The organism is Halorubrum sp. ASP1 (genome assembly GCF_005435135.1).
In the GTDB taxonomy this organism is placed as follows: domain Archaea; phylum Halobacteriota; class Halobacteria; order Halobacteriales; family Haloferacaceae; genus Halorubrum; species Halorubrum tropicale.
Genome location: NZ_SGUA01000019.1, coordinates 1 through 22,854, shown reverse-complemented (window position 1 = coordinate 22,854; position 22,854 = coordinate 1). Strand labels below are relative to the sequence as shown.

The following is a 22,854-nucleotide window of genomic DNA, read 5'->3' as shown; positions in this document are numbered from 1 at the left end:
CGACGCGCCTGCCGCGAACCTCACACCGTACGGAACGCCCGGTCGCCCGCGTCGCCGAGGCCGGGAACGATGAACCCGTCGTCGTCGAGGTGATCGTCGATGGCGACCGTCAGGAGGTCCGCCTCGGGGACGGCCTCGCTCACGCGGACGAGGCCGGCGGGCGCGGAGACCGCCGACAGCACGAACAGGTCCTCGAAGTCCTCGGCCTCGTCGAGGACGTGGTCGAGGACGGCGACCATCGTCGAGCCCGTCGCGAGCATCGGGTCCGCGACGATGACGGTGTCGTCCGGTCGGATCTCGGGGAGCTTCACGTAGTCGACGGTGATCGGGAACTCGCCGTCCTCGGTCATCCCGGCCTCCTCGTCGCGGCCGGCGGAGATGACGCCCTGCTTCGCGCGGGGGAACGCCTTCAGGAGCCCCTCGACGAACGGGGTCGCGGCGCGGAGGACGTTGATGATCACCACGTCGTCGAGGCCCTTCACGCGCTCGCCGGTGGTCTCCTCCAGCGGGGTCTCGACCGGGACGTACTCGGTCTCCATCGCGCCGTCGATGATCTCGTAGCCGCAGATGCGGCCGAGCTTCACGAGGCCCTTCCGGAACGCGACCTGCTCCGTCTCGGCGTCGCGCAGCCGCGAGAGGGTGTCCGTCGCCAGCGCGTGCGTGATGAGGTACGCGTCGTCGCGGTCTTCGATCGTCATTGGTCGGAACCGCGGCCGGAACGGTCTTAAAACGTGGCGTGTTGGCCGCTCGACCGACGGCGGTCGACGCCGAGAGTCGCCGGCCGCACCGGCCGACCGCTACCGGAGCACGGCGACGTACGTCGCGGCGAAGAGGATCAGCGCCAGCGTCGCGACGTTGCGCGCCGACAGCGTCGCCGCGCCGAGGAGGTCGAGCCCCCAGACGACCATCCACGCGAACCACGTCGAGAGCACGGCGTTCATCGCGAGCAGCACCTTCGGGTCCCCCGAGGAGCGCTCGACCCCCTCGCGGATCCCGGGGCCCCGTTCGTCGTCTCCCCCGTCGACGCTCTCCTCGGCGCTCATACGCCGACTGGCGGGTGTGCGCCACTTAGCTCTTGTCCGTCCGGGACGTACGGCGGCCATGGTCGCAGCGCCCCGCCCACGCAACCGCCGCGGCGAGCCGATAGACCCGGTCCCGTTCCTCGTGACGACCGGGCTCGCGTTCACGCTCGTCTTCTCGTTCGGGCCGCTGTACGGGCTCGCCTACGGGCTGTCGCTCCCCCTCGCGCTCGCCGCCTCGGCGGTCGGGTTCGCCGCGGTCGCGCTGGTCGCGCACCGGCGGCTGGTCCGGTCGGCGCCGCCGGTCGACGCCGGCCCGCTCCCCTCCGGACAGCGGTTCGAGCGGCTGCTGTACGCCGGGGTCGGGCTGGGCGTCGCGTTCCTCGCGCTCACGCTGCCGCTTTTGTGACGGGGCGGCGGGGCCGAGCGGGGCGATTCGGGACCGCGAGTCGGCTGTGCGACTCGATCGCACGACACCGGGAGACTAAGACGATCGATGCTGACAGTTAGGGCATGGGGATCTTCGACACGGTGACCGACGCGCTCGCGGGCTCGACGCAGCGGGCGCCCGGCACCGCGGGCGACGACGGCTCCGAGGGGGCGTACTGGTGCGACGGCTGCGGCGTCCGCGTCCGCGACGTCGACGTGGACGACGAGGGGCTCGACCGCGACGCCGAGGGGACGCCGACCTGTCCCGACTGCGGCGACGCGATGCGCTTCGAGCGCGCGACCGGGAGCGGCTGCGCCTGCTGAGCGGCCGAACGGCCACGGTTTCGAACGGTTCTACGGCTCCCGGAGCGCGACCTCGTCACCCTGCTCGGCGGGGAAGGGCGCGGGGTCGACCGCGGCCGGGTCGTCGCCGACGCCCGGGTCGCCGAGCTCCGCGAGTTCGGCGTCGGTCAGCAGCGCGTCGTCGAACCGCGAGACGAGCCCGTCCGCGTCGAACTCGGTGCCGATGACGACGTACTCCGTCCGGCGGTCGCCGCGCTCGTCGTCCCAGTCGAGGTCGGGGCGGTTCGCGCGGAGCATGTCCCGCTCGACCGCCGGGACGCTCGCGATCCAGGGGCCGAGCGCGGTGACGCGGACCGAGCGCCCCGCCTGCCCGACCTGCTGGCGCTGGCCGGTGCCTGCGACCCACAGCGTCCCCTTCGAGCGGACCACGCCCGCCGGGAGGTCGCGGAGGACGGCGGCGATCCGGTCGGGGTGGAACGGGCGCCGGCGGCGGTAGGTGACGGAGGTGACGCCGTACACCTCGTCGGGGTGGCGGTGGTCGTGGCCGCCGTCGTCGCCGTGACCGTGCTCGCCGCCGTTCGAATCGGCTTCGGCCAGCGCGCGCTTCCAGCCGGGGAGGTCGCCGAGCGCGCGCTCGTCGAACAGCCCGACGTCGAGGATCCGGTCCGGGTCGACCGCGGAGAACTCCGTGACGACCGTCTCCGCGTCGGGCTGGAGCGCCCCGACGAGGTCAACCGCCTCGTCGATCTCCGCCCCGGTACAGAGGTCCGCCTTGTTACACACCACGAGGTTCGACACCTCGACCTGCTCGACGAGGAGGTCGGAGAGGGGCCGGTCGGCGTCCCCGCCGCCCGCGTCCGGGTCGACGCGGCGCTCGGGCGCCTCGTCGCCGGCGAACGCGTCGAGGAACTGGCGGGTGTCGATCACCGTCACGAGCGCGTCGACGCGGTACCGGGCCGCCGCGCGGGACTCGGTCGTGAACAGCCGCGCGACGGGCGCGGGTTCCGAGATGCCCGACGACTCGACGACGAGGGCGTCGAAGGAGCGCTCGTTGGCGAGCCGCACCACGGCGCTCTCGAGGTCGTCCTGGAGCTCGCAGCAGATACAGCCGTTCGACAGCTCCGTGACGCCCTCGACGCCGACCTCGGACTCCTCGGCGATCAGGTCCGCGTCGACGTTCACGTCGCCCATGTCGTTGACGAGGACCGCGACGTCGCGCTCGCCGACGTTCCGGAGCAGGTGGTTCAGCAGCGTCGTCTTGCCCGCGCCGAGCCCCCCCGAGAGCACGGTCACCGGGATGCGGTCGTCCATACGGCCGGATCGGCCACGACGCTCTTCAAGCCCCCGGCGGCGTCCGCCGGATCGGGGGCGGACCGAGCGCGTTCCGAGCCGATACGTTGATAGGCGGTGGTCGTCGAACTCGGGACATGGTTCTGTCCGCCGCTACCGTCTCGCTGGTCAGCATCACGGTGACGGTGCTGATGGTCGCCGCGATGCTGTACCTCGTCTGGGGAGCGCTCGACAGCGACATCCACAGCCCGAGCCCCGGCGACGACGACCGACCGGGACTGGACGACGCCGAGGACGGCGAGTCCGACGAGTCGGCGAGCGAACTCCCGGACGGCAACGCCGCTTGAGGACCGACGTAACGGGCGACCCCCGCCCCGGATCCGAGCCTCGCCGCCCCGACCGCGACAGCTTTTAGCACGCGAGGGGAGTCATGACAGACGATGACAGTAGCCGATCGGATCGAACGGTTCCGCGCGGTCCTCGAGGAGTGGGCCCGAGGCCTGTATCACGGGATGATCACGCACCCGGCCTACGAGAAGATCGAGAAGGAGGCCGAGGACACCGAAGACGAGTTCATGCTGGCGTGTTTCCCCGACGCCTTCGGGATCCCGTCGCCGGTGTCGTACTACACCGCCGAGCTGCTCCCGTACCTCGAAGACGAGTTCGAGGCGTGGGAGCGGCGGCTGTGGGACCGCGACAGCCTCATCGAGCGCAAGGGCCAGCAGTACCACTTCTGATGACGGCCCGGCGCTCACTCCCCGACTGATGGAGCAGTTCGTCTTCTTCGGCGGCAAGGGCGGGGTCGGGAAGACGACCGTCTCGTGCGCGTACGCCCACCGCTGCGCCCGCGAGGGCCTCCGGACGCTCGTCGTCTCCACCGACCCGGCCCACTCGGTGTCGGACGTGTTCGACCAGCGGTTCGGCGACGAGCCGGAGTCGGTCACCGGGGTCGAGGGGCTCGACGCGATGGAGATCGACCCCGAAGACGAGATGCAACGGCACTTAGACGAGATCCGCGAGTCGCTTTCGGAGCAGGTGTCGGCGGCGATGGTCTCGGAGATCAACCGCCAGCTGGAGATGTCTCACGGCACGCCGGGCGCGTACGAGTCGGCGCTGTTCGACGCGTTCGTCGACGTGATGCGCACGGAGAGCGAGCCGTACGACCGGGTCGTCTTCGACACCGCCCCCACGGGCTCGACGCTGCGGCTGCTCGGGCTTCCTGACTTCCTCGGGGACTGGATCGACCGGCTGCTGTACAAGCGCAAGCAGTCGATCGACCTGTTCGAGAAGGCCGCGGTCGGCGACATGGAGCCGCGACGCCTGCTGGAGGGCGACCCCGTGATCGAGCGGCTCCAGCAGCGCAAGGAGTTCTTCGAGTACGCCGGCGAGACGATGCGAAACGAGGCCGCCTTCTTCCTCGTGTTCAACCCCGACCAGCTGTCGGTCAACGAGACGGCGCGGGCGATCGAGGGGTTCACCGACCGCGACCTGCGCGTCCGCGGCCTAGTGGCGAACAAGCTCACGCCGTCGCCGGACGACGACGAGACCGGGCGCGGCGCGCGCTACCTCCGCGAGAAGGTCGAGACCGAACGGGACCGCCTCGCGCAGGTGCGCGAGGGGTTCGACCCGCCGCTCGTCGCCGAGATCGAGTCGCGCACGACGGAGGTCCGCGGCGACGTGCTCGCCGACGTGGCCGCGTCGCTGGACGTCGAGCCGTGACGCGCGGCGCGCCGGCCGAGTTCCGCCGGACCGCACCGCCGCCCCGGATCGCGCGCGAGGTCGATCGGGGCGACGGCGGATCGGATTTCATCGATTAACTGGAGAAATAAATCGAATCCCCGCGGCGACGAAAGTGCGACTGGCAGATATTGTCGTTAACCATCATGAACGAAAGTAACGTTTAAGTTCGGCATAGTGAACCGGTACCACGAGGCAGGGAACTCATGACAAGTGTAATTTGGATCGTCGTCGCCGTGCTCAGTACGTTCACCGTGGGATACATGGGCTACTCGCGGTACCTCTCTCGGTTCGTCGAACTCGACGACGACCGGGAGACGCCGGCACACAAGTACGAGGACGGCCAGGAGTACGTACCGGCGAAGAAGCCGGTGCTACTGGGGCATCACTTCTCAAGCATCGCGGGCGGCGCGCCGATCGTCGGCCCGATCACCGCCGGGGCCATCTGGGGGTGGGTCCCGGCGCTTCTGTGGGTCGCCATCGGCAACCCGCTGATGGGCGCGGTCCACGACTTCATCTCGCTGTCGGGGTCGATGCGACACGAGGGGAAGTCGATCGGGTACATCATCGGGGAGTACGTCGGGGAGCGCGGCAAGAACATGCTGCTGTGGTTCGCGTTCCTCACCATCATCCTCGTGGTGGCGGTGTTCGCCTTGGTCGTCGGAATCGTGTTGAACGCGTTCCCGTCGGCCGCGACCGCGAGCCTCGTGTACATCGGGCTCGCGTTCGCGTTCGGGGTCTACCTCTACCAGCTCGACGGCCCGTTCCTGCCGGGGACGGTCGTGTTCGTCGCCGGCGTGTTCGCGGGCGTCTGGCTCGGTATCCAGTACCCGCTCGCGCTGTTCCCGGCGGTCGAGACCGGCGCCTACCCCGCGGGGACCATCGTGCTCTTCGAATTCCTCGGGAACGGCGCCTGGCTGCCGGGCGCCGTGATGAGCGCCGACGCCATCCTCCAGCCGAACGTCGCCGCGTGGGTGCCGGTCATCCTCATCTACGCGTCGCTCGCGAGCGCGCTCCCCGTGTGGGTGCTGCTCCAGCCGCGCGACTACCTGTCGTCGTTCCTGCTGTACTCGGGCGTCGGCGGGGCGCTCCTGGCGATCATCGTCGGCACGCTGCTCGGCACCTCCGCGCAGCCGCTGACGATCGACCCCTCGATCGGGGCGTACATGGGCTTCTTCGGCAGCGAACTCGCGATCGACACCAGAGGGATCACGCCGCTGTTCCCCCTGCTGTTCGTGACCATCGCCTGCGGGACGATCAGCGGCTTCCACTCGCTGGTGTCGTCGGGGACGACGGCCAAGCAGCTGAACAAGGAGAGCGACGCGCGCCTCATCGGCTACGGCGGCATGCTCGGTGAGGGGCTGCTCGCGTCCGTCGCGATCTCGACGCTCGCGGTGGCGGGCGCGACCTCGGCGGCCGCCGGCGGCGGCATCGGCGGCGCGCTGCCGAACTTCGCGACCGGCGGCGGGATCATCCTCACCAGCCTCGGGATCCCGCAGAGCTTCGGCGCGCCGTTCATGGCGCTCGTGCTGGTGAGCTTCCTCCTCACCTCGACCGACACCGCGGCGCGGCTCGGTCGGTACATGATGGAGGAGATCGTCGGAACCCGGGGGAGCGGGACGACCACGGGGTTCTCGACCGACCTCGGCAGCTTCGCGAAGGGGCGGTACACCAACCCCGTCGTCCAGTCGCTCGTCGCGTACCTGCTCGTCATCTCCGGCGAGTGGGTGACGCTGTGGGCCCTGTTCGGCGGCGCGAACCAGCTGCTCGCCGCGCTGGCGCTGCTCGCGGCGACCGTCTGGCTCGCCAACTGGGACGAGTCCAAGCAGCTCGCCTCCACCGGCGTCCCGATGACGATCATGGTGACGATCACCGTCCTCGGGCTGTCGTGGGTGGCGCTGTGGGACAACCTCTATCAGAAGCTCATCCTCGGGAACGTCACCGCGCTCAGCGGACAGATATCGGCGGTGGTCCAGATGGGCTTGGCGTTCGTGCTCATCTATCTCGCGCTGTCGCTCGTGCGCATCGGCTACGGCAACATCACGAGCGTGCGGGGCGGGAGCGGGGCGGCCGCCGAACCGAGCGACGACTGACCGGCGCTCCGGTCGCGTTCGTCGCGGAACGGATTTTTTCGCCGACTCGACGGCCCGGACGGGGAGCGACGGCGCCGCCCGGTCGGCGGCTCAGCTCCAGAAGCGCTTCGCGAACCGCGAGAGGAACCCCTCGTCCTGCGAGTCGACCCGCTCCCACAGGCGGAACGCGGCCGCGGTGTCGGCGTTCTCGCTGGCGACGAGCGACTCTCGGTCGGGCGCGACGACGACGAGGTTCACCTCGTAGTGGCCGTAGTACCCGAACGTCAGGAGGGTGCGGTCGCGGAACCCGTCGACGAACTCGGCGACGTCGTCGGGGATCCGGTCGGCGACGAGGACGACGGTGACGTCGGTGCCGTAGTGCTCCTCGTGGGCGTCCACCCGCTCGTCGGCGACGCCGTGGGCGAACTCGACGAGCCGCTCGGCCTCGTCGACGCTCGGCGTCGCCACCCGGCGGGCGAAGACGAACTCTCGCATGTCGTGGTCCGCGTAGCTCAGCGCGGGGTGGAGGAACTGCTTCTGGTTGCGCACCCGCATCTCCGCGGTCATGTCGAACCGCTCGCCGTCGACGACGACGTCGCGGTCGAGGTCGTAGCTGTACATCAGCCGGTCGGAGACGCGGTCGAGGTACTCGTCGTCGTAGTCGGGGACCGCCTCGCGGATCTCCGCTGGCAGCTCCTCGGGGTCGCGACGGGGGGCCTCGCCCGGCGCCGCGTTCTCACTCATCGTCGTCGGGGTCGTAGGCGACGGCGTCGCCCGAGGCCGGCGGGGCGCCGATCGCCAGCACCGTCACCGGGTCGTCGGCGTCGGCCGGGTTGTACGCGCGCTGCGGGCTCTCGGGGTCGACGACGAACAGGTCGTCGGCCGGGACCTCGTAGGTCTCGTCGGGCGTCTCGACCGCGAGCGTCCCGTCGAGGACGTAGAACGCCTCCTGTTGGGTCTCGTGGTAGTGGTACGCGAGCGGCAGCTGCTCGCCGGGCGCCGCCCGGAACCGGTTGACGGCCGCCGCGTCGAGCCCTCCGGGGTCGGACAGTTTTCGACACTCGCAGGGGCGGTCCGGCTCCGGTTCGACGGCGTCGACGTCCACGACGCGATATCCCATGCGAACGCATTCCACGGAGGGGGTCAAAAGGGCGTCGGCGGCGGTAGCGCGCGGCGGTTCGGGCGGCGGCGGTAGCGCGAGGCGGTTCGGTCGGTCCGCGGAGAATCGGCGGCGGGCGCGAACCCGCCTCGCTCGGAGTGAGCCGCGGATTTAAGACCCGCGACACCGTATCGCACGGTGAACGACCATGACAGACGAGGCCGACCGGACGGGCGCCGACGAGTCGGTCGAGGCGGAGGCGTGCGGGCGCTGCTCGATGTCGACGGTCGTCGGGGCGGTCGCGAAGGACCAGTCGCCGGAGGAGCGGGCCGAGCGCGATCCCTTCCGGGGCGACCGGATCGAGGTCGACGAGTCGGCGGTCCGGCGCGTCTCGCCCGCGGGGTACCTCGGCGACCTCAAGGATCGGCTGGACGCGTTCGCGCGCCGGGTCGCGTACGGTAAGTAGCGTCGGCCGCGGCTCGGCCGTCGACCCGCGAGCGGCAGGTCACGTCAGTTCGGGGAGACTTATACGCGTCCGTTCCGTAACGGTGGCAACCGATGGAAGAGAGCATCTCCGGCTTCAAAGTGCGCGGCGACTGGGGCGACGTCGTCGAACACGGCGAGCGGATCGCCCTCGCGCTCCGAGAGGTCGGCGTCGACGGCGACGCCTACTACGAGTTCGACGAGTGGCGTCCCAAGACCCACGAGCGGATCGACGAGGACGTCTCGGAGAAGACCGCGGCGCAGGCGTCAGTCGACGAGGGGGAAGGCGAGCGCGCGGGGCAGTCGCCGGGCGACGACCTCCAGACGGCCGGCGAGAAGCTCACGGAGTCCTACGAGAAGGTCGAGGAGAACGACACGGAGAGCGCCCGCGAGAGCTGGGGCGAGTCGATCGAACACGTCGCCCGCGCGGCCGACTCCGCCAGTCGGAAGGCGCTCCGGAAGGTCGAGGACGCCGTTTACCGCAACGTGATGACTCAGATGGCGCCGTACTACTTCGACAACGAGCTCGTCAGCGCCAACATCCAGGAGGTCGCCCGCGCCGAGGACGGCGAGACGTTCGTCTTCGAGGTGAACGTGAACGACGACGAGCTGAAAGACGAGGTGTCCGCGGTCCTCGACGAGTACGAGGCCGATATCGACCGCTGGCACGTCGAGGCGGAGAAGCGGACGGAGGACGTCGCGGCCGCCGAGGGCGTCGAGCCGCCCGCCGAGGAGGGCGGCCCGGACTCGACGACGACGTGATCGGTCGCTTTTAACTCGCTGACCGCCGAATCGCATCCATGAGCGAGGTACTCCGAGTCGAGGCGGGCGAGCTGTCCGCCGACGAACTCATCGACGCGCTCAACGACGGCCGGCGGATCCTCGTCGACGTGGAAGTCGCCGGCGCCAACCACGAGGTCGCGCTGCGGTACGACGGGGAGACGTACCACTGCGACACGCCGACGAACCTCCACCGGCACGCGGACGAGTCCGGGATGCGGGGCTGTCTCGACCAGATGGGCTACGCGGCCGAGGAGTGACCGCGCCGCGCGGGGATGACGGAGGTTTAACACCGCCGCGCGCGGAACGAGTGACATGAGCGACCCCGAGATAGAGGACCTCGTCGGCGACGCCTCCCCGTCGTTCGAACACGTCCTCTCCTGCGTCTTCGGCGTGCGCGACCACGAGAGCCGCGCGTACCTCGCGCTGTTGGAGTACCCGGGCAGCACCGTCTCGGAGCTCGCCGACGCGCTCGACCGCGACCGGTCGAACGTGAACCGGTCGCTGTCGACCCTGCGGGAGAAGGGGCTCGTCGAGCGCCGCCGCCGGCTGCTCGACTCCGGCGGCTACGTGTACCAGTACACCGCGATCCCGGTCCGGGAGGCCAAGCGCCGCCTCCACGACGCGCTCGACGAGTGGGTCGCGGACGTCCACGACGCCATCGACGGGTTCGACCCCGACGAGCGCTGAGCGGGCGCTGCGGGCGCGTTCCGGTTACGACTCGTCGCCGTTCCCCTCGCCGTCCCCGTCCGCGCCCGCCGTCAGCCCGTCGTCCTCGGGGCGGTCGAGCGCGCGCTCGGCGTCGTGGTACTCGGAGTAGCCGTCGAACCACCGGGCGATCCGCTCGATGCGGTCGACGACGTGCGCCGGCTCGCCCGACCGGGAGAGCTCGTGGCCCTCGCGGGGGTACCTGACGAACCGCGTGTCGACGCCGTTCTTGCGGAGGATCCGGTGGTACAGCTCCGCCGTACAGATCGGCGTCCGCGTGTCGTCCTCGGAGTGGATGAGCAGCGTGGGCGTGTCGACCGCGTCGGCGTGGCCGGTCGGCGACTGCTCCCAGAGCCACTGCGGCTCCTCGGAGGGCACCGCGTCGAAGTCGCCCTCGACGAGCTTGTAGGCGGCGTCGGTCGAGCCGTAGAAGCCGGTGAGGTCGTAGACGCCGCGCTGGGCGACGGCCGCGCGGAAGTAGTCGGTCTGCCCGACCGCCCACGAGGCCATGAACCCGCCGAAGGAGCCGCCGGTGACGAAGGCGTTGTCGGCGTCAATCTCGGGGCGGTCGGCGACCGTCTCGACGCCCGCCATCACGTCGTCGAGGGTGACCGCGCCCCAGTCGCGCTCGATCGCCTGCATGAACGCCTCGCCGTAGCCGGTCGAGCCGCGGGGGTTCGACCAGAAGACGGCGTAGCCCCGGGCGGCGAGCGTCTGGAACTCGTGCCACATCGTCCCCGCGGTCGACCACATCGCGTGCGGTCCCCCGTGGATCTCCACCGCGAGCGGGTACGGCTCGTCGGCGTCGGCGGCCGCGTCCCCGTCGGCCGCCGGCGGCGTCAGCAGCCACCCCTGGATCTCGACGCCGTCGGACTCGAAGCGGACCTCCTCCGGCTCGCCGACCGCGCGCTCGGCGAGGTAGTCGGCGTTCAGCTCCGTCAGCCGCGTCGTCTCGTCCGCGGCGGCGTCGTACGCGAACGCGTCGCCGGGGTGGTCCCACTCGCTGGCGGCGTAGGCGACGGTCACCGACTCGGGGTCGGCGCCCGCGTCGCCGCCGACCGTCGCGCCCGACACGGTCCCAGGCCGGAGCAGGCGCTCGGGCTCGGCGCTCCCGTCGGCGGGGACGTGCCACAGCGCGGTCTTCCCCTCGTCGGGCGTGGCGAAGTACAGCGTCTCGTCGTCCGGGCCCCACTGCGGCGCCGTGTCGCGGGCGAGCCCGCGGTCGATACCGCCGGTGAGGTCGGTGACGGCGCCCGACTCGGCGTCGAGGACGCGGAGGTCGGTCGGCTGCATCGACACCTGCTCCGGCTCCGCGTGCGTGAAGGCGACGCGGCCGTCGGCGGTCGCCGCGAGCGCGGCGCCCCAGCCGGTCGTCGTGTGGACTGCCTCGGACTCGCCGCTCGCGAGGTCGTGGGCGCGGATCGCGATCTCGACGGAGTCGTCGGGGTCGTCGCCGACCGCCTCGGTGTAGTACAGGGTGTCGGCGTCGCCCCACGACGGGGCGGCGAAGTCGGCGTCGCGGTCGGTGACGCGCTCGACGGCGCCCGACTCGGCCGGATCCGGGTCGGTGACGCCGCCCACCGAGGCGTCGGCGTCGACGACGTAGACGCCGGGGCGCCGGCCGTCGAAGTAGCGCTCCGCGGCCCGGTAGACGGTCCGGTCGATGACGCGCGGGTCGGGGTGCTCCTCGGGCTCGTAGCCGTCCGGCACCGCGAGGTCGCGGTCGGCCTCGCGGTCGCCGGCGGTCACGGACTGGACGAACGCGATCCGCTCGCCGTCGGGCGACCACGCGATCTGCGAGACGCCGCCGACGGCGTCGGTGACGCGGCGGGCCTCGCCCCCGTCGAGCGGGAGGACCCACAGCTGCTGGCGGTCGTCGTCGGCGCCGCGGGTGGAGGTGAACGCGAGGCGGTCGCCGGAGGGGCTCCAGCGCGGCTCGGCGTCCGAACCCTCCGAGAGGGTGAGGCGGCGCGGCTCGCCCTCGCCCGCGGCGTCGACGAGGTACACCGTGGTCTCGTAGCTGTCGTCGCCGTTCGGCTGTCGGCGCACGAAGGCGACGCGGTCGCCGTCCGGCGAGACGCGGGGGTCGGACGGGACCGCGAGATCGTGGTAGTCGGCGGCGGTGATCGGCTCCATGCCCGTCACTCGGACGGGGGAGCCAAAAGGCGTCGGGAGGCGGAAAGGCGGTCGGCGGTCGATATTCTCGGGCGGGGACGATCAGTCGCCGCCGTTGTCGAACGCGAGCGAGACGCCGTCGCCGTCGACGGTCGCGCCCGCGGCGCAGACGGGGTGTTCGAGGTCGGCGCCGAGCAGTTCGGTCGCGACCGACCCGGCGTCGGTCGCCGTCAGGTCGTACGGCTCGGGGGCGTCCGTCTCGTAGGTCGCGACGACGGTCGGCTCCTCGACCGACTCGACGAGCAGCGCGTCGCGGCGGACGGTGCCGATCGTCGCCGCGTCGGCGCCGACGACGCCGGCGACGCGGGGCGTGTCGTAGTCGTCCTTCTCGTAGTCGAGCGCGAGCAGCGCCGACGCGAGCGCGTCGCGGGTGGGGTAGCCGCGCGCCAGCTTCTCCGCGATCGGGTCGACGTGCGAGCCGTTGCCGAGGACCGCGAGCGGCTCCCCGGTCGGGGTCTCGACCGCCCGCGCGCAGTTGTACGAGACGTACGGGTTGTCGGTCTCGGGCGCGTCCGCCGTCGGCCCGACGGTGAGCGTCCCGCCGCGGTCGCGGACGCGACGGTTCGGGAACGAGCGCGAGGAGACGCGGTAGCCGCCGATGCCGGGCGCGACGACGACGAATCGTCCGACGTACATACAGGGTCGTGCGGATTCGGTCCTGTAAAGCGCGTCGATATGCCCACGAACGCGATCCGGCGAGAGGTGGTCGGCCCCGGCGCGGCCACCCCTCCCTCCCGACCGCGCCCCGCCGGGAAGCCGTCCCGTCAACCGATCGCACGGCGGCCGCAACGCGCAACGCTTACAAAGACGTACTGGCTATCGGTTAGTACGGAGTCCATTGGGGTAGTGGCCAATCCTGTTGCCTTCTGGGGGCAACGACCCTGGTTCGAATCCAGGATGGACTACTTCTCTCGCGTCTCGCTTCGCCTAGAACCGAGCGGCGCCGCCGTCCCGCGGTCTCCAGTCGAAACGAAGGGGTGGCAGCGGAGCGTCCGCGGTCACTTCTCGACGTCCAGCAGCGCGACGCGCTCGCGGACGGCGTCGGCGAGGCCGCCGTTCGTCGCGGCGAGCTCGCGGTCGGTGACGCCGTAGAACTCGCGGACGCGCTCCTCGTCGAATCCGGTCGCGGGCGCGTCCCCCTCGGCGAGCTCGGCCGAGTCGAGCGCGAGTCCCCGGACCGCCTCCACCGCCCCGTCGAGGTCCGCCGGCGGACGGTCCGCGCCGGGCACGTCGCCGAAGTCCGCGGCGAGGACGACGGCCCGAGGCTCGTCCTCCGCGACGCCGAGTTCGAGCGCGCGGTCGATCTGTCGGCGCCCGGCGGCGTACAGCAGGACCTCGACGCCGGGGTCGCGCGCGACTGCCTCGCCGCGGGCGATAGCCCGGGCGGCGAGCCGCGCCGCCTCGCGGAGCTGCGTCCCGGAGACGACGAGGTCGGCGTCGAACGCCTGGACGACCGCGCCGGTCTCCGCGGCGATCCCGTCGAGGTCGGCGAGGAACGCGTCGAGGTCGGCGACCGCGAACGCCCCGGCGACGAGACGGACCGCGGGGGCGGGCGCCGGCTCCCCGTCGGCGTCCGTCGCGGGCGCCGTCATCCGAAATCACCCAGGCTCGCCTGCCCGTCGCCGTCGCCGTCGGCGTCCGCGCCCGCGGTCGCCGCCGCGGAGGCCGAGCTGTCGGGGTCGACGCCGTCGAGCGAGGGGTCCTCGCGGCCGGCGTTCTCCAGGATGCGCTCGGCGGTGCGCTCGCGGCCGCGGAGCGCGCCGAGGACGACCGCCTTGTCCGCCTCGCGGAGGTCGGCGCGGCTCTCGATGCCGGCTTCGTAGAGGCGGCGGGCGCGCTTGCGGCCGACGTTGCGGACGCCCGCGAGGTCGAGCAGCTCCTCGCGGACGCCGTACTCCAGTCGCTTGCGGGCCTCGCGCACCTGGACGACCACGTCGCCGTCGATGCCCTCCACGTCGCGCGCGAGCGTCTCGGCGGCGCGCAGGAGCCACTCCGCGGTGTCGACCTTTCCGCGGATGTCGCCCGGCCCGACGCCGTACCGCTCCGCGATCCGGTCCTCGTCGACCTCGTTCGCCCAGTCCTCCAGGAGGCGGCCCGTCTTCAGCGCGGCGAGCCAGTCCTCGAACCGCACGTCCTCGTACTCGGAGGGGGTGTCGCCGAGCAGCTCGGCCTCGCGCTCGTAGCAGACCTCCGTGTACTCCTCGCGGTCGCCGGACTTGAGGTACAGCTGGTAGGTGTCCGGCGTCCGGCTGACGAGGTGATAGAGGCCGAGCGGGGTGACGGCGGGACCGTCGCCGGCGTCCGACTCGGTCGTCTCGGCGGGCTCGTTCCCGTCGTCGTTCGCCCGCGTGTAGGTCGTGAACCCGGCGTCGTCGGCGTCCGCGTCGGGCCCGGGGGCGGCGCCGTCGGCGGGCACGAAGTCGCCGGCGCCCCCGTCGTCCGCGCCGTCCGGGACGGTGCGGAGCCCGTCGAGTATCTCGGCCGCGCTCATCGGGTCGAGGTAGAGCCGCGAGACGGTGTGGCCGATGCCGGTCGCGGCGAGCCCCTCGCTCCCGCCGTCGCGGTCGCGCTCGACGAAGCCGTTCACGTCGAGGTAGTCGAGGACGGTGTCGGTGACGGCGGCGAGTCGCCCCTCGTCGTCGGTCTGGGTCGCGTAGAGGGTGTTATCGAGGAAGGAGAGCAGCCCGTCTCGGGTGGCGGCGAAGCCGGACGCGACCGTCGCGAGGACGTGCGTCCGGAGCGCGGGCTCGGCCGCGAGCTTCGAGCGGACCGGCTCGGCCTCGGCCCAGACGTACCGGTCGAACAGCTCCTCGCGGGTGTCGGCGCTGTTCGCGAGCAGGACCGCCTCGCCGTAGGGGTCGAGGCCGGGGCGGCCCGCGCGGCCGCACATCTGGTGGACTTCGAGGACGTCGAGCGGCTTCATGCCGCCGAATTCGCCGTCGTAGCGGCGCCAGTCGCGGACGATCACCCGGCGGGCGGGGGTGTTGACGCCGGCCGCGAGCGTCGGCGTCGCGGAGACGCACTTGATCAGCCGGTCGCGGAACGCGTCCTCGACCAGGCTGCGGTGCTCGCTCGCGAGCCCGGCGTGGTGAAACGCCGACCCCCGCTCGACCGCGTCCGCGAGGTCCTCGGAAGTGTCCGTGTCGGAGACGCCGCGGATCTCCTCGGCGAGTTCGCGGAGGCGGTCGCGCTCCTCGCCGGTGAGCCGGGGGCCCGTCACGTCGGTCAGCTTGCGGGCCGACGACTCGGCGTTGCGTCGGGAGTTGACGAAGACGAGCGAGGAGCCGCCCTGCCCGTCCTCCTCGGTGTCCAAGGCGTCCGCGACGAGCCTCGCGGTCTGGTCCTCGCCGCGCTCGACGGGCACCTCGCGCTGGCTCCCGTCGTCGAAGTTGATCGCGTTGCCGAAGTGGACCCCGGTGCGGAGCGCGATGGGCCGCCAGTCGGACTCGACCAGCTCGGCGTCGAGCCAGTCGGCGATGACGTCGGCGTTACCGACGGTCGCGGAGAGCGCGACCGTCTGGAGGCCGGGGTTCACCTTGCGGAGCTTCGCGAGGGTGACTTCGAGCGTGGGGCCGCGGTGGGAGTCGTCGACGAGGTGGACCTCGTCGCTGACGACGCAGGTGAGGTCGTCGATCCACGGCGCGCCGTTGCGGATGAGCGAGTCGACCTTCTCCGAGGTGGCGACGATGACGTCGCGGCTGGCGAGCCACTCGCCGTCGGAGTCGTAGTTGCCCGTCGAGACGCCGACCGTGACGCCGTGGTCCTCCCAGCGCTCGAACTCGGCCTTCTTCTCGCTGGCGAGCGCGCGCAGCGGGACGATGTACAGCGCCTTCCCGCCGCGCTCGACCGAGGAGAGCATCGCGAGCTCGGCGATCAGGGTCTTGCCGGACGCGGTCGGCACGGCCGCGACGAGGCTCTCGCCGTCGGTGACGCCCGCGTCGACGGCCGCCTCCTGGGGCGGGTACAGCTCCGCGACGCCCTCCGCCTCGAGCGCCTCGCCGACGCCCGCGGGGAGCCCGGAGAGCGAACTCGGTTCCATTACCGGAGTCTGGGCCCCGACTCGATTTAAACCGTCGGAAGAGCGCGATGGCGGGAGACGACGAAGGCGGCCGCGACCGCCGACGGCGACGGATACGCACAAACAGAACCGCGGTGGCGCGTGCCTGCGAGCGGCCGGAGCGAAGCGGAGGTCGCGAGGAGCACGCGCGAGGGACGCGGTGAGCGACGGGCGACCGCAGGGAGCCCGGAGCGAACCCCGAGGCTGGGGAGGCGTGAGGTGCGGGGCGGTCGCGGCAGGGCGGGGCTCGAAGGGGCAGCCGTGAGGGCGAAGCACGGCGAAGCAAGGACCGGAGCGACGGAGCGAGTGAAACGAGCGACGGAGCGAGGACCACAGCGAGCCGCGCGAGCCCTCACGGCTGGGGCTTCGGCGGCGGCCCTCACGAGAGCAGTCGCTCACGAGGGATCGGGACGGACGCCGTCGATCGAAAGGAAATACGCGTTAGGGAGCGACGCCGACCGTCAACAGCGTCCCCCACGTCCGATACCGGTCGACCATCGCCTCGCGCGTTTCGTACCCCTCGGTCGGGAACTCCGACGCCTCCGGAATCTCCACCTCTCGATCCGGAATCGCGTCCTGTTCGGCGACGTACAGCCCGGCCTCGCGGAACGCCTCGCGGTACGCCTCGCGCGACCACAACGTCATCTCGACCGAGATGTTCTCCTGCCACGCGTGGGTCGTCTCGCTCTCCTCGAAGTAGTTGACCGCGCAGTAGAAGGTGCCGCCCGGCCGGAGTACCCGACGAATCTCTTCGAGGGTGTGGACCGGGTCGCTCGCGTAGTAGAACGCCTCCATCGAGAAGACGTGGTCCAGCGAGTCGTCGGCGAAGGGGAGCTCGTCGAAGTCGCCGACGAGGTAGCCGACCGCGCCGTCGTCCGTGTACTCGCGGGCGTTGGTCGCCATCTCCGGGGCGCCGTCGAGGCCGTACCCCCGCCCGATTCCCCGCTCGCGCAGCGCGCGGAGCGCGTAGCCGGAGCCGGTCCCTAGATCGAGGACGGCGTCGCCCGCCTCGACCGGCATCCGCGCCAAGACGTGTTTCGCGGTGTGCCAGTGCCGGTCCTCCATGCCGCGGTCCTTCCCCGCGGCCGCCCACTCGTCGAACTCCTCGCGAACGCTCATACCGGCCGAACGGGGAGAGCGGTGAAAAACGGCGGTGTTTTACCGACTCCGGTCCCGGAGGTGGACATGAAACGCCCGCGAGCGCTCCGCCGACCGCACTTCCGGGTGGCCGACATTGCCCAGCAGTCGGTCGGCGGCTTCCTGCTCGCGGGGCCGTTCGTCGTCACCGCGGAGGTGTGGGAGCTCGCCGCGGGGATGAACTGGATCCAGGCCACCGTGACCGCCGTGCTCGTGGGGCTGATCGGCTACGCCGCGCTGTACCGGGCCGACACCGGCCGCGACGTGGACGAGGAGCCGGACCTCGTCGGGATCCCGACGCGGTTCGTCTCGCTGATGACGGTCGCGTTCGGCTCCGTCCTCCTGCTCGCGCTGATCTTCGACGCGCCCGAAACGTTCCTCGTCGAGGGCGGGATCGGTGACGGCGCGGTGGTCGCGACGACCGCGAAGGCCGTCGCCGTCGGCGCCGTGTTCAGCGTCGTCGGCGCCGCGACAGCCGACAGCGTGTTCTAGTTGGGTTCGAGCCGGTCGGTCCTCACAGCACGACCGAGACGACCGCGAAGAGGATCAACACGCCGGCGATGTCACAGAGGTTCGTCACCACCGGAATCGTCGTGTCGTCGGGGTTGAGCCCGATCCGGTAGGACGCCTCAACGGCGGCGACGCTGGCGGCGACGACGAGCGCGGCGAGCGCCATGCCGGAGACAAGCGAGATCAGTAGCACCCGGCCGAGCGCGAGCGACCCGCCGAGCGCGAGCCCGATGGCCCAGGCGGCGATCCCGACGGCGCCGAAGACGGTCGCCGCGAGCGCGAACACCGCGCCCGCGTTCGCCCGGAGCGCGGGGTTCGACGGGCTGAGCTCGTAGGTCCCGAGGTACAGCTGCGTCGTGAGCCGCGAGCAGGTGATCGACGCGAGGTTGCCGGCCGTCCCGATCTGGACCGGGACGAGGACGAGCAGGGCCGGGTACCGGAGGAGGACCGCCTCGTAGGTCTCCAGCACGGTGCCGGAGACGAGTTGGAGCACCGACAGCGCGGCCAAAAGCGGGATCATCGTCCGGACGATCCGCCGGACCGACCACTCGTCGACGACGGTCGACTGCGGCTCGGTCACGAGACGGCCCCCACGACGGCCACCCCGACGAGGAGGAAGAACACCCCGAACACGTCGCCGAGCGTCGTGACGACCGGCCCGATGACGTTGTCGGGGTCGAGCCCGCGGCGGTAGCCGACGAAGATGACCGCGATGAGCACGGTGATCATGAGGACGGCGGAGAGGAAGCCGGCGACGACCATCACGCCGACCAGCTGGAAGAGGCTCCCGCCGTCGCCGAACAGGACGAGCGTCGCGTAGGTGACGACCGCGATGAACACGGAGACGGTCATCCCGTTGAGGAAGGAGGCGACGACGGCGTTGGTGAGCCGGCGGTCCGGGCGGAACCGCGGCTCGATGATCCCCTGGTGGAGGCCGGTCGAGAGCCGGGCGCCGAGCGAGCCGTACACCCCGCCGCGGGTCGCGAGGAACGCCGGCAGCAGCAGCAGGAGGCCGGGGACCTCCGCGATGTTCGCGCGCATTGTCTCCGAGGCGAGTATCGTCCCCGCGAACAGCCCGGCGATCAGGCTGACGGCTATCACCGGGAGCGCCTGCCGGTAGACGTCGCGCGCGGAGTCGTGCCCGGGCATCGACCGCACCGACGGCGGGCGGGGCAAAAAAACCGACCGGCGCGACCCGAGAGCCGTCGGCTTGCGGGCGGTCGGCCGACCGACAGACGCATACCTATCAGAACTTCCAAACGAAACGAAGGGGTGGACGCGATCGAGCGCAATGCCGGCCGGACGCGGACCGAGCGACCCGCTCGCGTCCGACGGTCTCGGACGCCCCGGCCCGCACCGTTAAGTCGGTCCGGCGAGTTCCGATCCCATGGACTACTCCCTCGCCATCGAGAACGGGCCGGAGGCGATACCGGGCGGGACCGGACTGCTCCTCATTCACCCGAGCATCGGCGAGACGGACCGGATCGACACGGACTTCCTGAAGACCGACACCGACGCGTTCCTCGTCGTCTCGACGCGGACGACGGCGCGCGAGGTCGAACAGAAGCTGGAGTACTACGACGTCGACGAGACGAAGGCGACCATCCTCGACACGCTCTCCGTCGAGCGCGGCTACTCGCGCCGCACGTCCGACGACGTCTACTACGTCTCCGCGCCGGACGACCTCGACGGCGTCGTCGACCGCGTCGAGCGGTTCCTCACGGAGAACGAGGGGAAGCGACGCGTCTCCGTCGACTCGCTCACCGAGATGGCCTACTACGCCGACGACGACGCCGTGTACGAGGCGGCCGCCGAGATCCTCGACCTGCTCGACGAACACGACGCGGTCGGCATCTTCCACCTCTCCGAGGAGGTCCACGAGGTCGCGACCCTCGACCGGTTCCGCGACCTGTTCGACGGCGTCATCGACCTCGACGGCGACGGCAACGTCGTCGTCGACATCTGAACGGCGGTTTCGCCGCGAGCGGGCGCCCCGTTACTCCTCGTCGTCGACGAGCGCGGCGAACGTCTTCTCCGCCCACGCGACCGCGTAGGGCGCCCCGCGTTCCCGGTAGGCGGTCGTGTCGAGCGCGCCGTACGGCGCCGGCGGGTCGAGGTCGTGTTTGACCGCCGAGCAGGCGTACTCCGTCGCGGCCGGGAAGTCGGTGTCGCCGCGCGCCACCTCGCCGGAGAGGTCGCCGAGCCGCCCGGAGAGCCGGTCGCCCGCGTCGACCCAGGCGTCGAACAGCCGAGGATACTCGTCTTCCCACGACGCGAACGCGTCGCGGGCGTGGAGCCCGACCCACGCGTCGAACAGCGCGTTCGCGACCTGGAAGACGTCGGTCGGACCGAACCCGGTCGTCGACTCGCCGGTCTCCGGGTCCGGGCGGCGGATCGCGGCGTCGAGGTCGCGGTAGCGCTCGCCGAAGAAGGGCAGGAACGACTCGGGGAGGCCGACCGGGTCGCCGCCGTTCGAGGCGTCGCCGTGGACCGCGCCCGGCGCCGGCTCGCGGCCGATCTGAACCAGCCGCTCGGCGATCAGGAACGCGAGGAAGTCGTCCGGCGTCCCCTCCGCGCGGCGCTTGACGAGGACGGCCGGCGGGTCGGTCTGCGCCGTCCGGACGACCGTACCGTCGCCGGGCAGCCCGACGGTGAACGCCGGCCCGGCGTGCTTCCGGAGCAGGTCCGGGACCGAGTCCGGGAGCCACTCGGCCGGGTAGGAGGCGGGGTCGAGCCCGTCGACGAAGAGCCCGAGGTCCTCCGCGGCCGCCGGCGGGAGCGTCTCGAAGTCGGCGTCGACGTCGAGGACGGGCGACCCGGGCGCGTACCGGTCGCGGACCGCCGCGAGGTCGTCGTCGAGCGACCGGGACGAGAACATCAGGCGAAGACGTACGAGAGGACGATGAGCACCGAGAGGACGGCCGAGACGCCGATCGTACCAACCACGATCTGGGTCGATTTGTTCATGCGTGCCACTGGGCGCGCCGGTCGTTAAAATCATCCGGTCCGCGGCGACCGGGCGGCGATTTTATGTCGTCGGGGGAGAGTGCGGAGGTATGCGAGTTCGCGACGGGGTCGAGGCCGACGCCGCGGCCCTCGCGTCGATGACGGGGCGCCCCGAGGGCGTCGTCCGCGACATGATCCACGATCGGTCGGTTCGCGTCGGCGTGACCGACGGGGCCGACGCGGACGCCGGCGACGACACCGCGGTCGACGCGGTCGCGGGGTTCGTCGCGTTCGACGTGCGGGACGGCGTCGTCCACGTGACGAACGTCGAGGGCGCCCCCGACCCGGTCGAGCGCCTGTTCGAGGAGCCGGTGGGGTTCGCGACCCGGGAAGGGATGACCGTCGAAGCCGTCCTGCCGGCCGACGGAACCGCGGCCGACGCGGCCGAGGCGGTCGGGTTCCGGGCGGTCGGCTCGGGACCGCGGATCGACGGCGCGACGACGCGGTATCGGTTCGATCCGGAGGAGGGCGGCTGAGAGCCGGTGAGGTCGGATCGATCCGGTCAGTCGAACCGCTCTTGGACGATGCCGAGCGCCTCTTCGCGGTCGTCCCAGTCGACGAACACCGCGACGGAGGTGGCGCTGGTGATCAGGTCGATGATGTTGATCCCGGCGTCCGCGATGGGCGCGATGATGTCCTGGATGACGCCGGACTGGTTGGGGAGCTCGCCGCCCGTGACGCGGATCACGGCGATGGGGTCGGCGACGGTGACCGAGGAGAGCGCCTCGTCGGTGACGACCGCCTCGTGGAGCAGCGCCTCGGCGGTCTCGGCGACCTCGACGTCGACGTAGAAGGTGACCGAGTCCATGCCGGAGGCGACCGCGTCGATGTTGATCTCCTCGGCGCGGAGCGCGTTCGAAAGCTCCGAGAGGATCCCGGGTCGGTTGCGGATCGCCCGGCCCGCGATGGTGAGACACGCCAGCGGCTCCTCGCGCATGTCGATCAGGCTCTCGAACTCGCCCTCGATCCGGGTGCCGCCCCGGAGGAGGTCGCCGTGCTGGTAGTGGACGACCCGGACGGCGAGGTCCTCGTCCTTGTACGAGAGCGCGGAGGGCGCGACGACCTCGGCCCCGCGAAACGAGAGGTTTCGCAGCTCGTCGACGGTTATCTGCCCGACGTTGCGCGCGCCCTCGACGACGCGCGGGTCGCCCGTCATCACGCCCTCGACGTCGGTGACGATCACGACCTCGTCGGCGTCCACGTAGTTGCCGAGCATCACCGCGGTCGTGTCCGACCCGCCGCGCCCGAGCGTGGTGACGTTGCCGTCGTGGTCCTCGGCGAGGAACCCGGTGATGATCGGGACGACGCCGTCCATGTCGGCGGCGACCTTCCGCGCGCGCTTCTTCGTCTCCGCCACGTCGACCTCGCCGAGCTCGTCCGTGATGACCGGCCAGTCCGGGTGGCCCGGTTCGAGGAAGACGGCGTTGACGTCTCGAACCGACAGCGCGGCCTTCAGCATCCGGACGCTGGTGCGCTCGCCCATCGAGACGATCTCGGCCCGGTCGGCGTCGTCCGTCTCGAAGGTGATGTCGTCGAGGAGGTCGTCGGTGGTCGACCCCATCGCGCTCGCGACGACCGCGATCTCGTGGCCGGCGGCGACCGCGCTCGCGACCGAGTCGGCCGCGCGCTCGATCCGGTCGCCGCTCCCGAGGCTCGTGCCGCCGAACTTCGCGACTACGCGCATGCGGCTACCTCGTCGGAAGCGCGAGGCGCTCGGTGTCGGGGGTGTGGTCGGCGGCGGGCGAGCGGGACGGCGCGGCCCGAACCGGAGCCGGAGTCCCGGCTCGGTCTGCGGCGATCGGTAAACATGCCACTGCGTAGCGGAGGAAGCCGGATAACAGTATCCTCTTCGACAAGGGTCGCCCGAATCGCAGAACCGCACGAAAGGACGGGGGAGACACCGGGAAATCGAAACGAACGATCACCGGAGATCCGGACGGCGTCGATCGACGGGGGAAGCAGTCGCGGAACGCGGCGTGGCGACCGCGGAACCGAGGGGCCGGGGAGTCGGGGAGTCCGGGCCCGCGGGGTCGTGGGCCCGGACTCCCC

At 71.5% G+C, this 22,854-nt stretch carries 28 protein-coding genes; 13 read left to right on the top strand and 15 right to left on the bottom strand.

What is annotated here, in order from left to right; translation table 11 throughout:
• Positions 1 to 20: 20 nt before the first annotated feature.
• Together upp and EXE48_RS17210 are read right to left on the bottom strand one after the other, a co-directional pair.
• Positions 21 to 698 (bottom strand): uracil phosphoribosyltransferase, encoded by a 678-nt coding sequence (gene upp / locus EXE48_RS17215; RefSeq protein ID WP_053770289.1) that lies wholly within the window; start codon positions 696 to 698, stop codon positions 21 to 23.
• Positions 699 to 797: 99 nt separating this feature from the next.
• On the bottom strand, positions 798 to 1,043 hold the full coding sequence (locus EXE48_RS17210) for a DUF8107 family protein (protein WP_053770288.1): 246 nt from the start codon (positions 1,041 to 1,043) through the stop codon (positions 798 to 800).
• 58 nt (positions 1,044 to 1,101) lie between these two features.
• On the opposite strand from EXE48_RS17210, the gene EXE48_RS17205 reads away from it, so the two are divergent.
• Positions 1,102 to 1,428, top strand: coding sequence for a hypothetical protein (locus EXE48_RS17205; protein WP_053770287.1), 327 nt, complete (start codon positions 1,102 to 1,104; stop codon positions 1,426 to 1,428).
• Between the two features lie 104 nt (positions 1,429 to 1,532).
• Entirely contained in the window at positions 1,533 to 1,772 is a 240-nt protein-coding gene (locus tag EXE48_RS17200) for a hypothetical protein (RefSeq protein ID WP_053770286.1), read from the top strand.
• Between the two features lie 30 nt (positions 1,773 to 1,802).
• Here the strand turns inward: EXE48_RS17200 and EXE48_RS17195 are convergent, their stop codons facing one another.
• On the bottom strand, positions 1,803 to 3,062 hold the full coding sequence (locus EXE48_RS17195; protein WP_053770285.1) for a CobW family GTP-binding protein: 1,260 nt from the start codon (positions 3,060 to 3,062) through the stop codon (positions 1,803 to 1,805).
• 116 nt (positions 3,063 to 3,178) lie between these two features.
• On the opposite strand from EXE48_RS17195, the gene EXE48_RS17190 reads away from it, so the two are divergent.
• The 4 genes from EXE48_RS17190 to EXE48_RS17175 all read left to right on the top strand — a co-directional run bounded on the left by EXE48_RS17190 (position 3,179) and on the right by EXE48_RS17175 (position 6,871).
• The gene (locus tag EXE48_RS17190; RefSeq protein ID WP_121599872.1) at positions 3,179 to 3,388 is read left to right on the top strand and encodes a hypothetical protein; all 210 of its coding nucleotides are present in this window, start codon (positions 3,179 to 3,181) and stop codon (positions 3,386 to 3,388) included.
• Between the two features lie 93 nt (positions 3,389 to 3,481).
• The gene (locus EXE48_RS17185; RefSeq protein ID WP_053770283.1) at positions 3,482 to 3,778 is read left to right on the top strand and encodes a DUF7990 family protein; all 297 of its coding nucleotides are present in this window, start codon (positions 3,482 to 3,484) and stop codon (positions 3,776 to 3,778) included.
• Between the two features lie 28 nt (positions 3,779 to 3,806).
• Positions 3,807 to 4,760, top strand: a complete 954-nt coding sequence (locus tag EXE48_RS17180) for an ArsA family ATPase (protein ID WP_053770282.1) — start codon at positions 3,807 to 3,809, stop codon at positions 4,758 to 4,760.
• Between the two features lie 224 nt (positions 4,761 to 4,984).
• Positions 4,985 to 6,871 (top strand): carbon starvation CstA family protein, encoded by a 1,887-nt coding sequence (locus tag EXE48_RS17175; protein WP_053770281.1) that lies wholly within the window; start codon positions 4,985 to 4,987, stop codon positions 6,869 to 6,871.
• Between the two features lie 90 nt (positions 6,872 to 6,961).
• Here the strand turns inward: EXE48_RS17175 and EXE48_RS17170 are convergent, their stop codons facing one another.
• Both EXE48_RS17170 and EXE48_RS17165 read right to left on the bottom strand, forming a co-directional pair.
• A complete protein-coding gene (locus EXE48_RS17170) occupies positions 6,962 to 7,594 on the bottom strand; it encodes a DUF8052 family protein (protein WP_053770280.1) in 633 nt (210 codons plus the stop codon).
• Positions 7,587 to 7,970 carry a cupin domain-containing protein gene (locus EXE48_RS17165; protein ID WP_137705069.1) on the bottom strand — a complete coding sequence of 128 codons (384 nt, stop codon included), beginning with the start codon at positions 7,968 to 7,970 and terminating at the stop codon, positions 7,587 to 7,589. Before EXE48_RS17165 ends, EXE48_RS17170 begins: the two co-directional genes overlap by 8 nt.
• 187 nt (positions 7,971 to 8,157) lie before the next feature.
• Between EXE48_RS17165 and EXE48_RS17160 the strand changes: the two genes are divergently transcribed.
• The 4 genes from EXE48_RS17160 to EXE48_RS17145 all read left to right on the top strand — a co-directional run bounded on the left by EXE48_RS17160 (position 8,158) and on the right by EXE48_RS17145 (position 9,902).
• Positions 8,158 to 8,415, top strand: coding sequence for a DUF8007 family protein (locus EXE48_RS17160; RefSeq protein WP_053770278.1), 258 nt, complete (start codon positions 8,158 to 8,160; stop codon positions 8,413 to 8,415).
• 92 nt (positions 8,416 to 8,507) lie between these two features.
• Positions 8,508 to 9,194, top strand: coding sequence for a DUF5828 family protein (locus EXE48_RS17155; RefSeq protein ID WP_053770277.1), 687 nt, complete (start codon positions 8,508 to 8,510; stop codon positions 9,192 to 9,194).
• A 38-nt stretch (positions 9,195 to 9,232) separates the two neighbouring features.
• Positions 9,233 to 9,472, top strand: a complete 240-nt coding sequence (locus EXE48_RS17150) for a DUF8001 family protein (protein ID WP_053770276.1) — start codon at positions 9,233 to 9,235, stop codon at positions 9,470 to 9,472.
• Positions 9,473 to 9,527: 55 nt separating this feature from the next.
• Positions 9,528 to 9,902 carry a helix-turn-helix domain-containing protein gene (locus EXE48_RS17145; RefSeq protein WP_137712098.1) on the top strand — a complete coding sequence of 125 codons (375 nt, stop codon included), beginning with the start codon at positions 9,528 to 9,530 and terminating at the stop codon, positions 9,900 to 9,902.
• Between the two features lie 24 nt (positions 9,903 to 9,926).
• On the opposite strand, the gene EXE48_RS17140 is transcribed toward EXE48_RS17145, so the two are convergent.
• From EXE48_RS17140 to EXE48_RS17115, 5 genes are all read right to left on the bottom strand, one after another.
• A complete protein-coding gene (locus EXE48_RS17140) occupies positions 9,927 to 12,056 on the bottom strand; it encodes a S9 family peptidase (protein ID WP_137705067.1) in 2,130 nt (709 codons plus the stop codon).
• An 81-nt stretch (positions 12,057 to 12,137) separates the two neighbouring features.
• Positions 12,138 to 12,731, bottom strand: coding sequence for an IMP cyclohydrolase (locus EXE48_RS17135; protein WP_121599866.1), 594 nt, complete (start codon positions 12,729 to 12,731; stop codon positions 12,138 to 12,140).
• Between the two features lie 362 nt (positions 12,732 to 13,093).
• On the bottom strand, positions 13,094 to 13,687 hold the full coding sequence (gene cgi121, locus EXE48_RS17125) for a KEOPS complex subunit Cgi121 (protein WP_137705066.1): 594 nt from the start codon (positions 13,685 to 13,687) through the stop codon (positions 13,094 to 13,096).
• On the bottom strand, positions 13,684 to 16,134 hold the full coding sequence (locus EXE48_RS17120; protein ID WP_137705065.1) for an ATP-dependent DNA helicase: 2,451 nt from the start codon (positions 16,132 to 16,134) through the stop codon (positions 13,684 to 13,686). Before EXE48_RS17120 ends, cgi121 begins: the two co-directional genes overlap by 4 nt.
• A gap of 459 nt (positions 16,135 to 16,593) precedes the next feature.
• A complete protein-coding gene (locus EXE48_RS17115; protein ID WP_053770270.1) occupies positions 16,594 to 17,271 on the bottom strand; it encodes a class I SAM-dependent methyltransferase in 678 nt (225 codons plus the stop codon).
• A 66-nt stretch (positions 17,272 to 17,337) separates the two neighbouring features.
• Between EXE48_RS17115 and EXE48_RS17110 the strand changes: the two genes are divergently transcribed.
• The gene (locus EXE48_RS17110) at positions 17,338 to 17,781 is read left to right on the top strand and encodes a hypothetical protein (RefSeq protein ID WP_053770269.1); all 444 of its coding nucleotides are present in this window, start codon (positions 17,338 to 17,340) and stop codon (positions 17,779 to 17,781) included.
• 22 nt (positions 17,782 to 17,803) lie between these two features.
• Here EXE48_RS17110 and EXE48_RS17105 read toward each other — a convergent pair whose 3' ends face one another.
• Positions 17,804 to 18,379, bottom strand: a complete 576-nt coding sequence (locus EXE48_RS17105; RefSeq protein ID WP_053770268.1) for a magnesium transporter — start codon at positions 18,377 to 18,379, stop codon at positions 17,804 to 17,806.
• The gene (locus EXE48_RS17100) at positions 18,376 to 18,948 is read right to left on the bottom strand and encodes a magnesium transporter (RefSeq protein WP_053770267.1); all 573 of its coding nucleotides are present in this window, start codon (positions 18,946 to 18,948) and stop codon (positions 18,376 to 18,378) included. Before EXE48_RS17100 ends, EXE48_RS17105 begins: the two co-directional genes overlap by 4 nt.
• A 238-nt stretch (positions 18,949 to 19,186) precedes the next feature.
• On the opposite strand from EXE48_RS17100, the gene EXE48_RS17095 reads away from it, so the two are divergent.
• Positions 19,187 to 19,765 (top strand): DUF7090 family protein, encoded by a 579-nt coding sequence (locus tag EXE48_RS17095; protein WP_053770266.1) that lies wholly within the window; start codon positions 19,187 to 19,189, stop codon positions 19,763 to 19,765.
• A gap of 30 nt (positions 19,766 to 19,795) precedes the next feature.
• Here EXE48_RS17095 and EXE48_RS17090 read toward each other — a convergent pair whose 3' ends face one another.
• Together EXE48_RS17090 and EXE48_RS19460 are read right to left on the bottom strand one after the other, a co-directional pair.
• Positions 19,796 to 20,677 carry a DUF7089 family protein gene (locus EXE48_RS17090; RefSeq protein WP_137712097.1) on the bottom strand — a complete coding sequence of 294 codons (882 nt, stop codon included), beginning with the start codon at positions 20,675 to 20,677 and terminating at the stop codon, positions 19,796 to 19,798.
• Entirely contained in the window at positions 20,677 to 20,766 is a 90-nt protein-coding gene (locus EXE48_RS19460; protein WP_443984494.1) for a hypothetical protein, read from the bottom strand. Before EXE48_RS19460 ends, EXE48_RS17090 begins: the two co-directional genes overlap by 1 nt.
• Before the next feature lie 89 nt (positions 20,767 to 20,855).
• Between EXE48_RS19460 and EXE48_RS17085 the strand changes: the two genes are divergently transcribed.
• Complete coding sequence (locus EXE48_RS17085) at positions 20,856 to 21,281, top strand: hypothetical protein (RefSeq protein WP_137705061.1); 426 nt, start codon at positions 20,856 to 20,858, stop codon at positions 21,279 to 21,281.
• A 26-nt stretch (positions 21,282 to 21,307) separates the two neighbouring features.
• On the opposite strand, the gene EXE48_RS17080 is transcribed toward EXE48_RS17085, so the two are convergent.
• Positions 21,308 to 22,489 (bottom strand): aspartate kinase, encoded by a 1,182-nt coding sequence (locus tag EXE48_RS17080; protein WP_137712096.1) that lies wholly within the window; start codon positions 22,487 to 22,489, stop codon positions 21,308 to 21,310.
• Between the last annotated feature and the right edge of the window lie 365 nt (positions 22,490 to 22,854).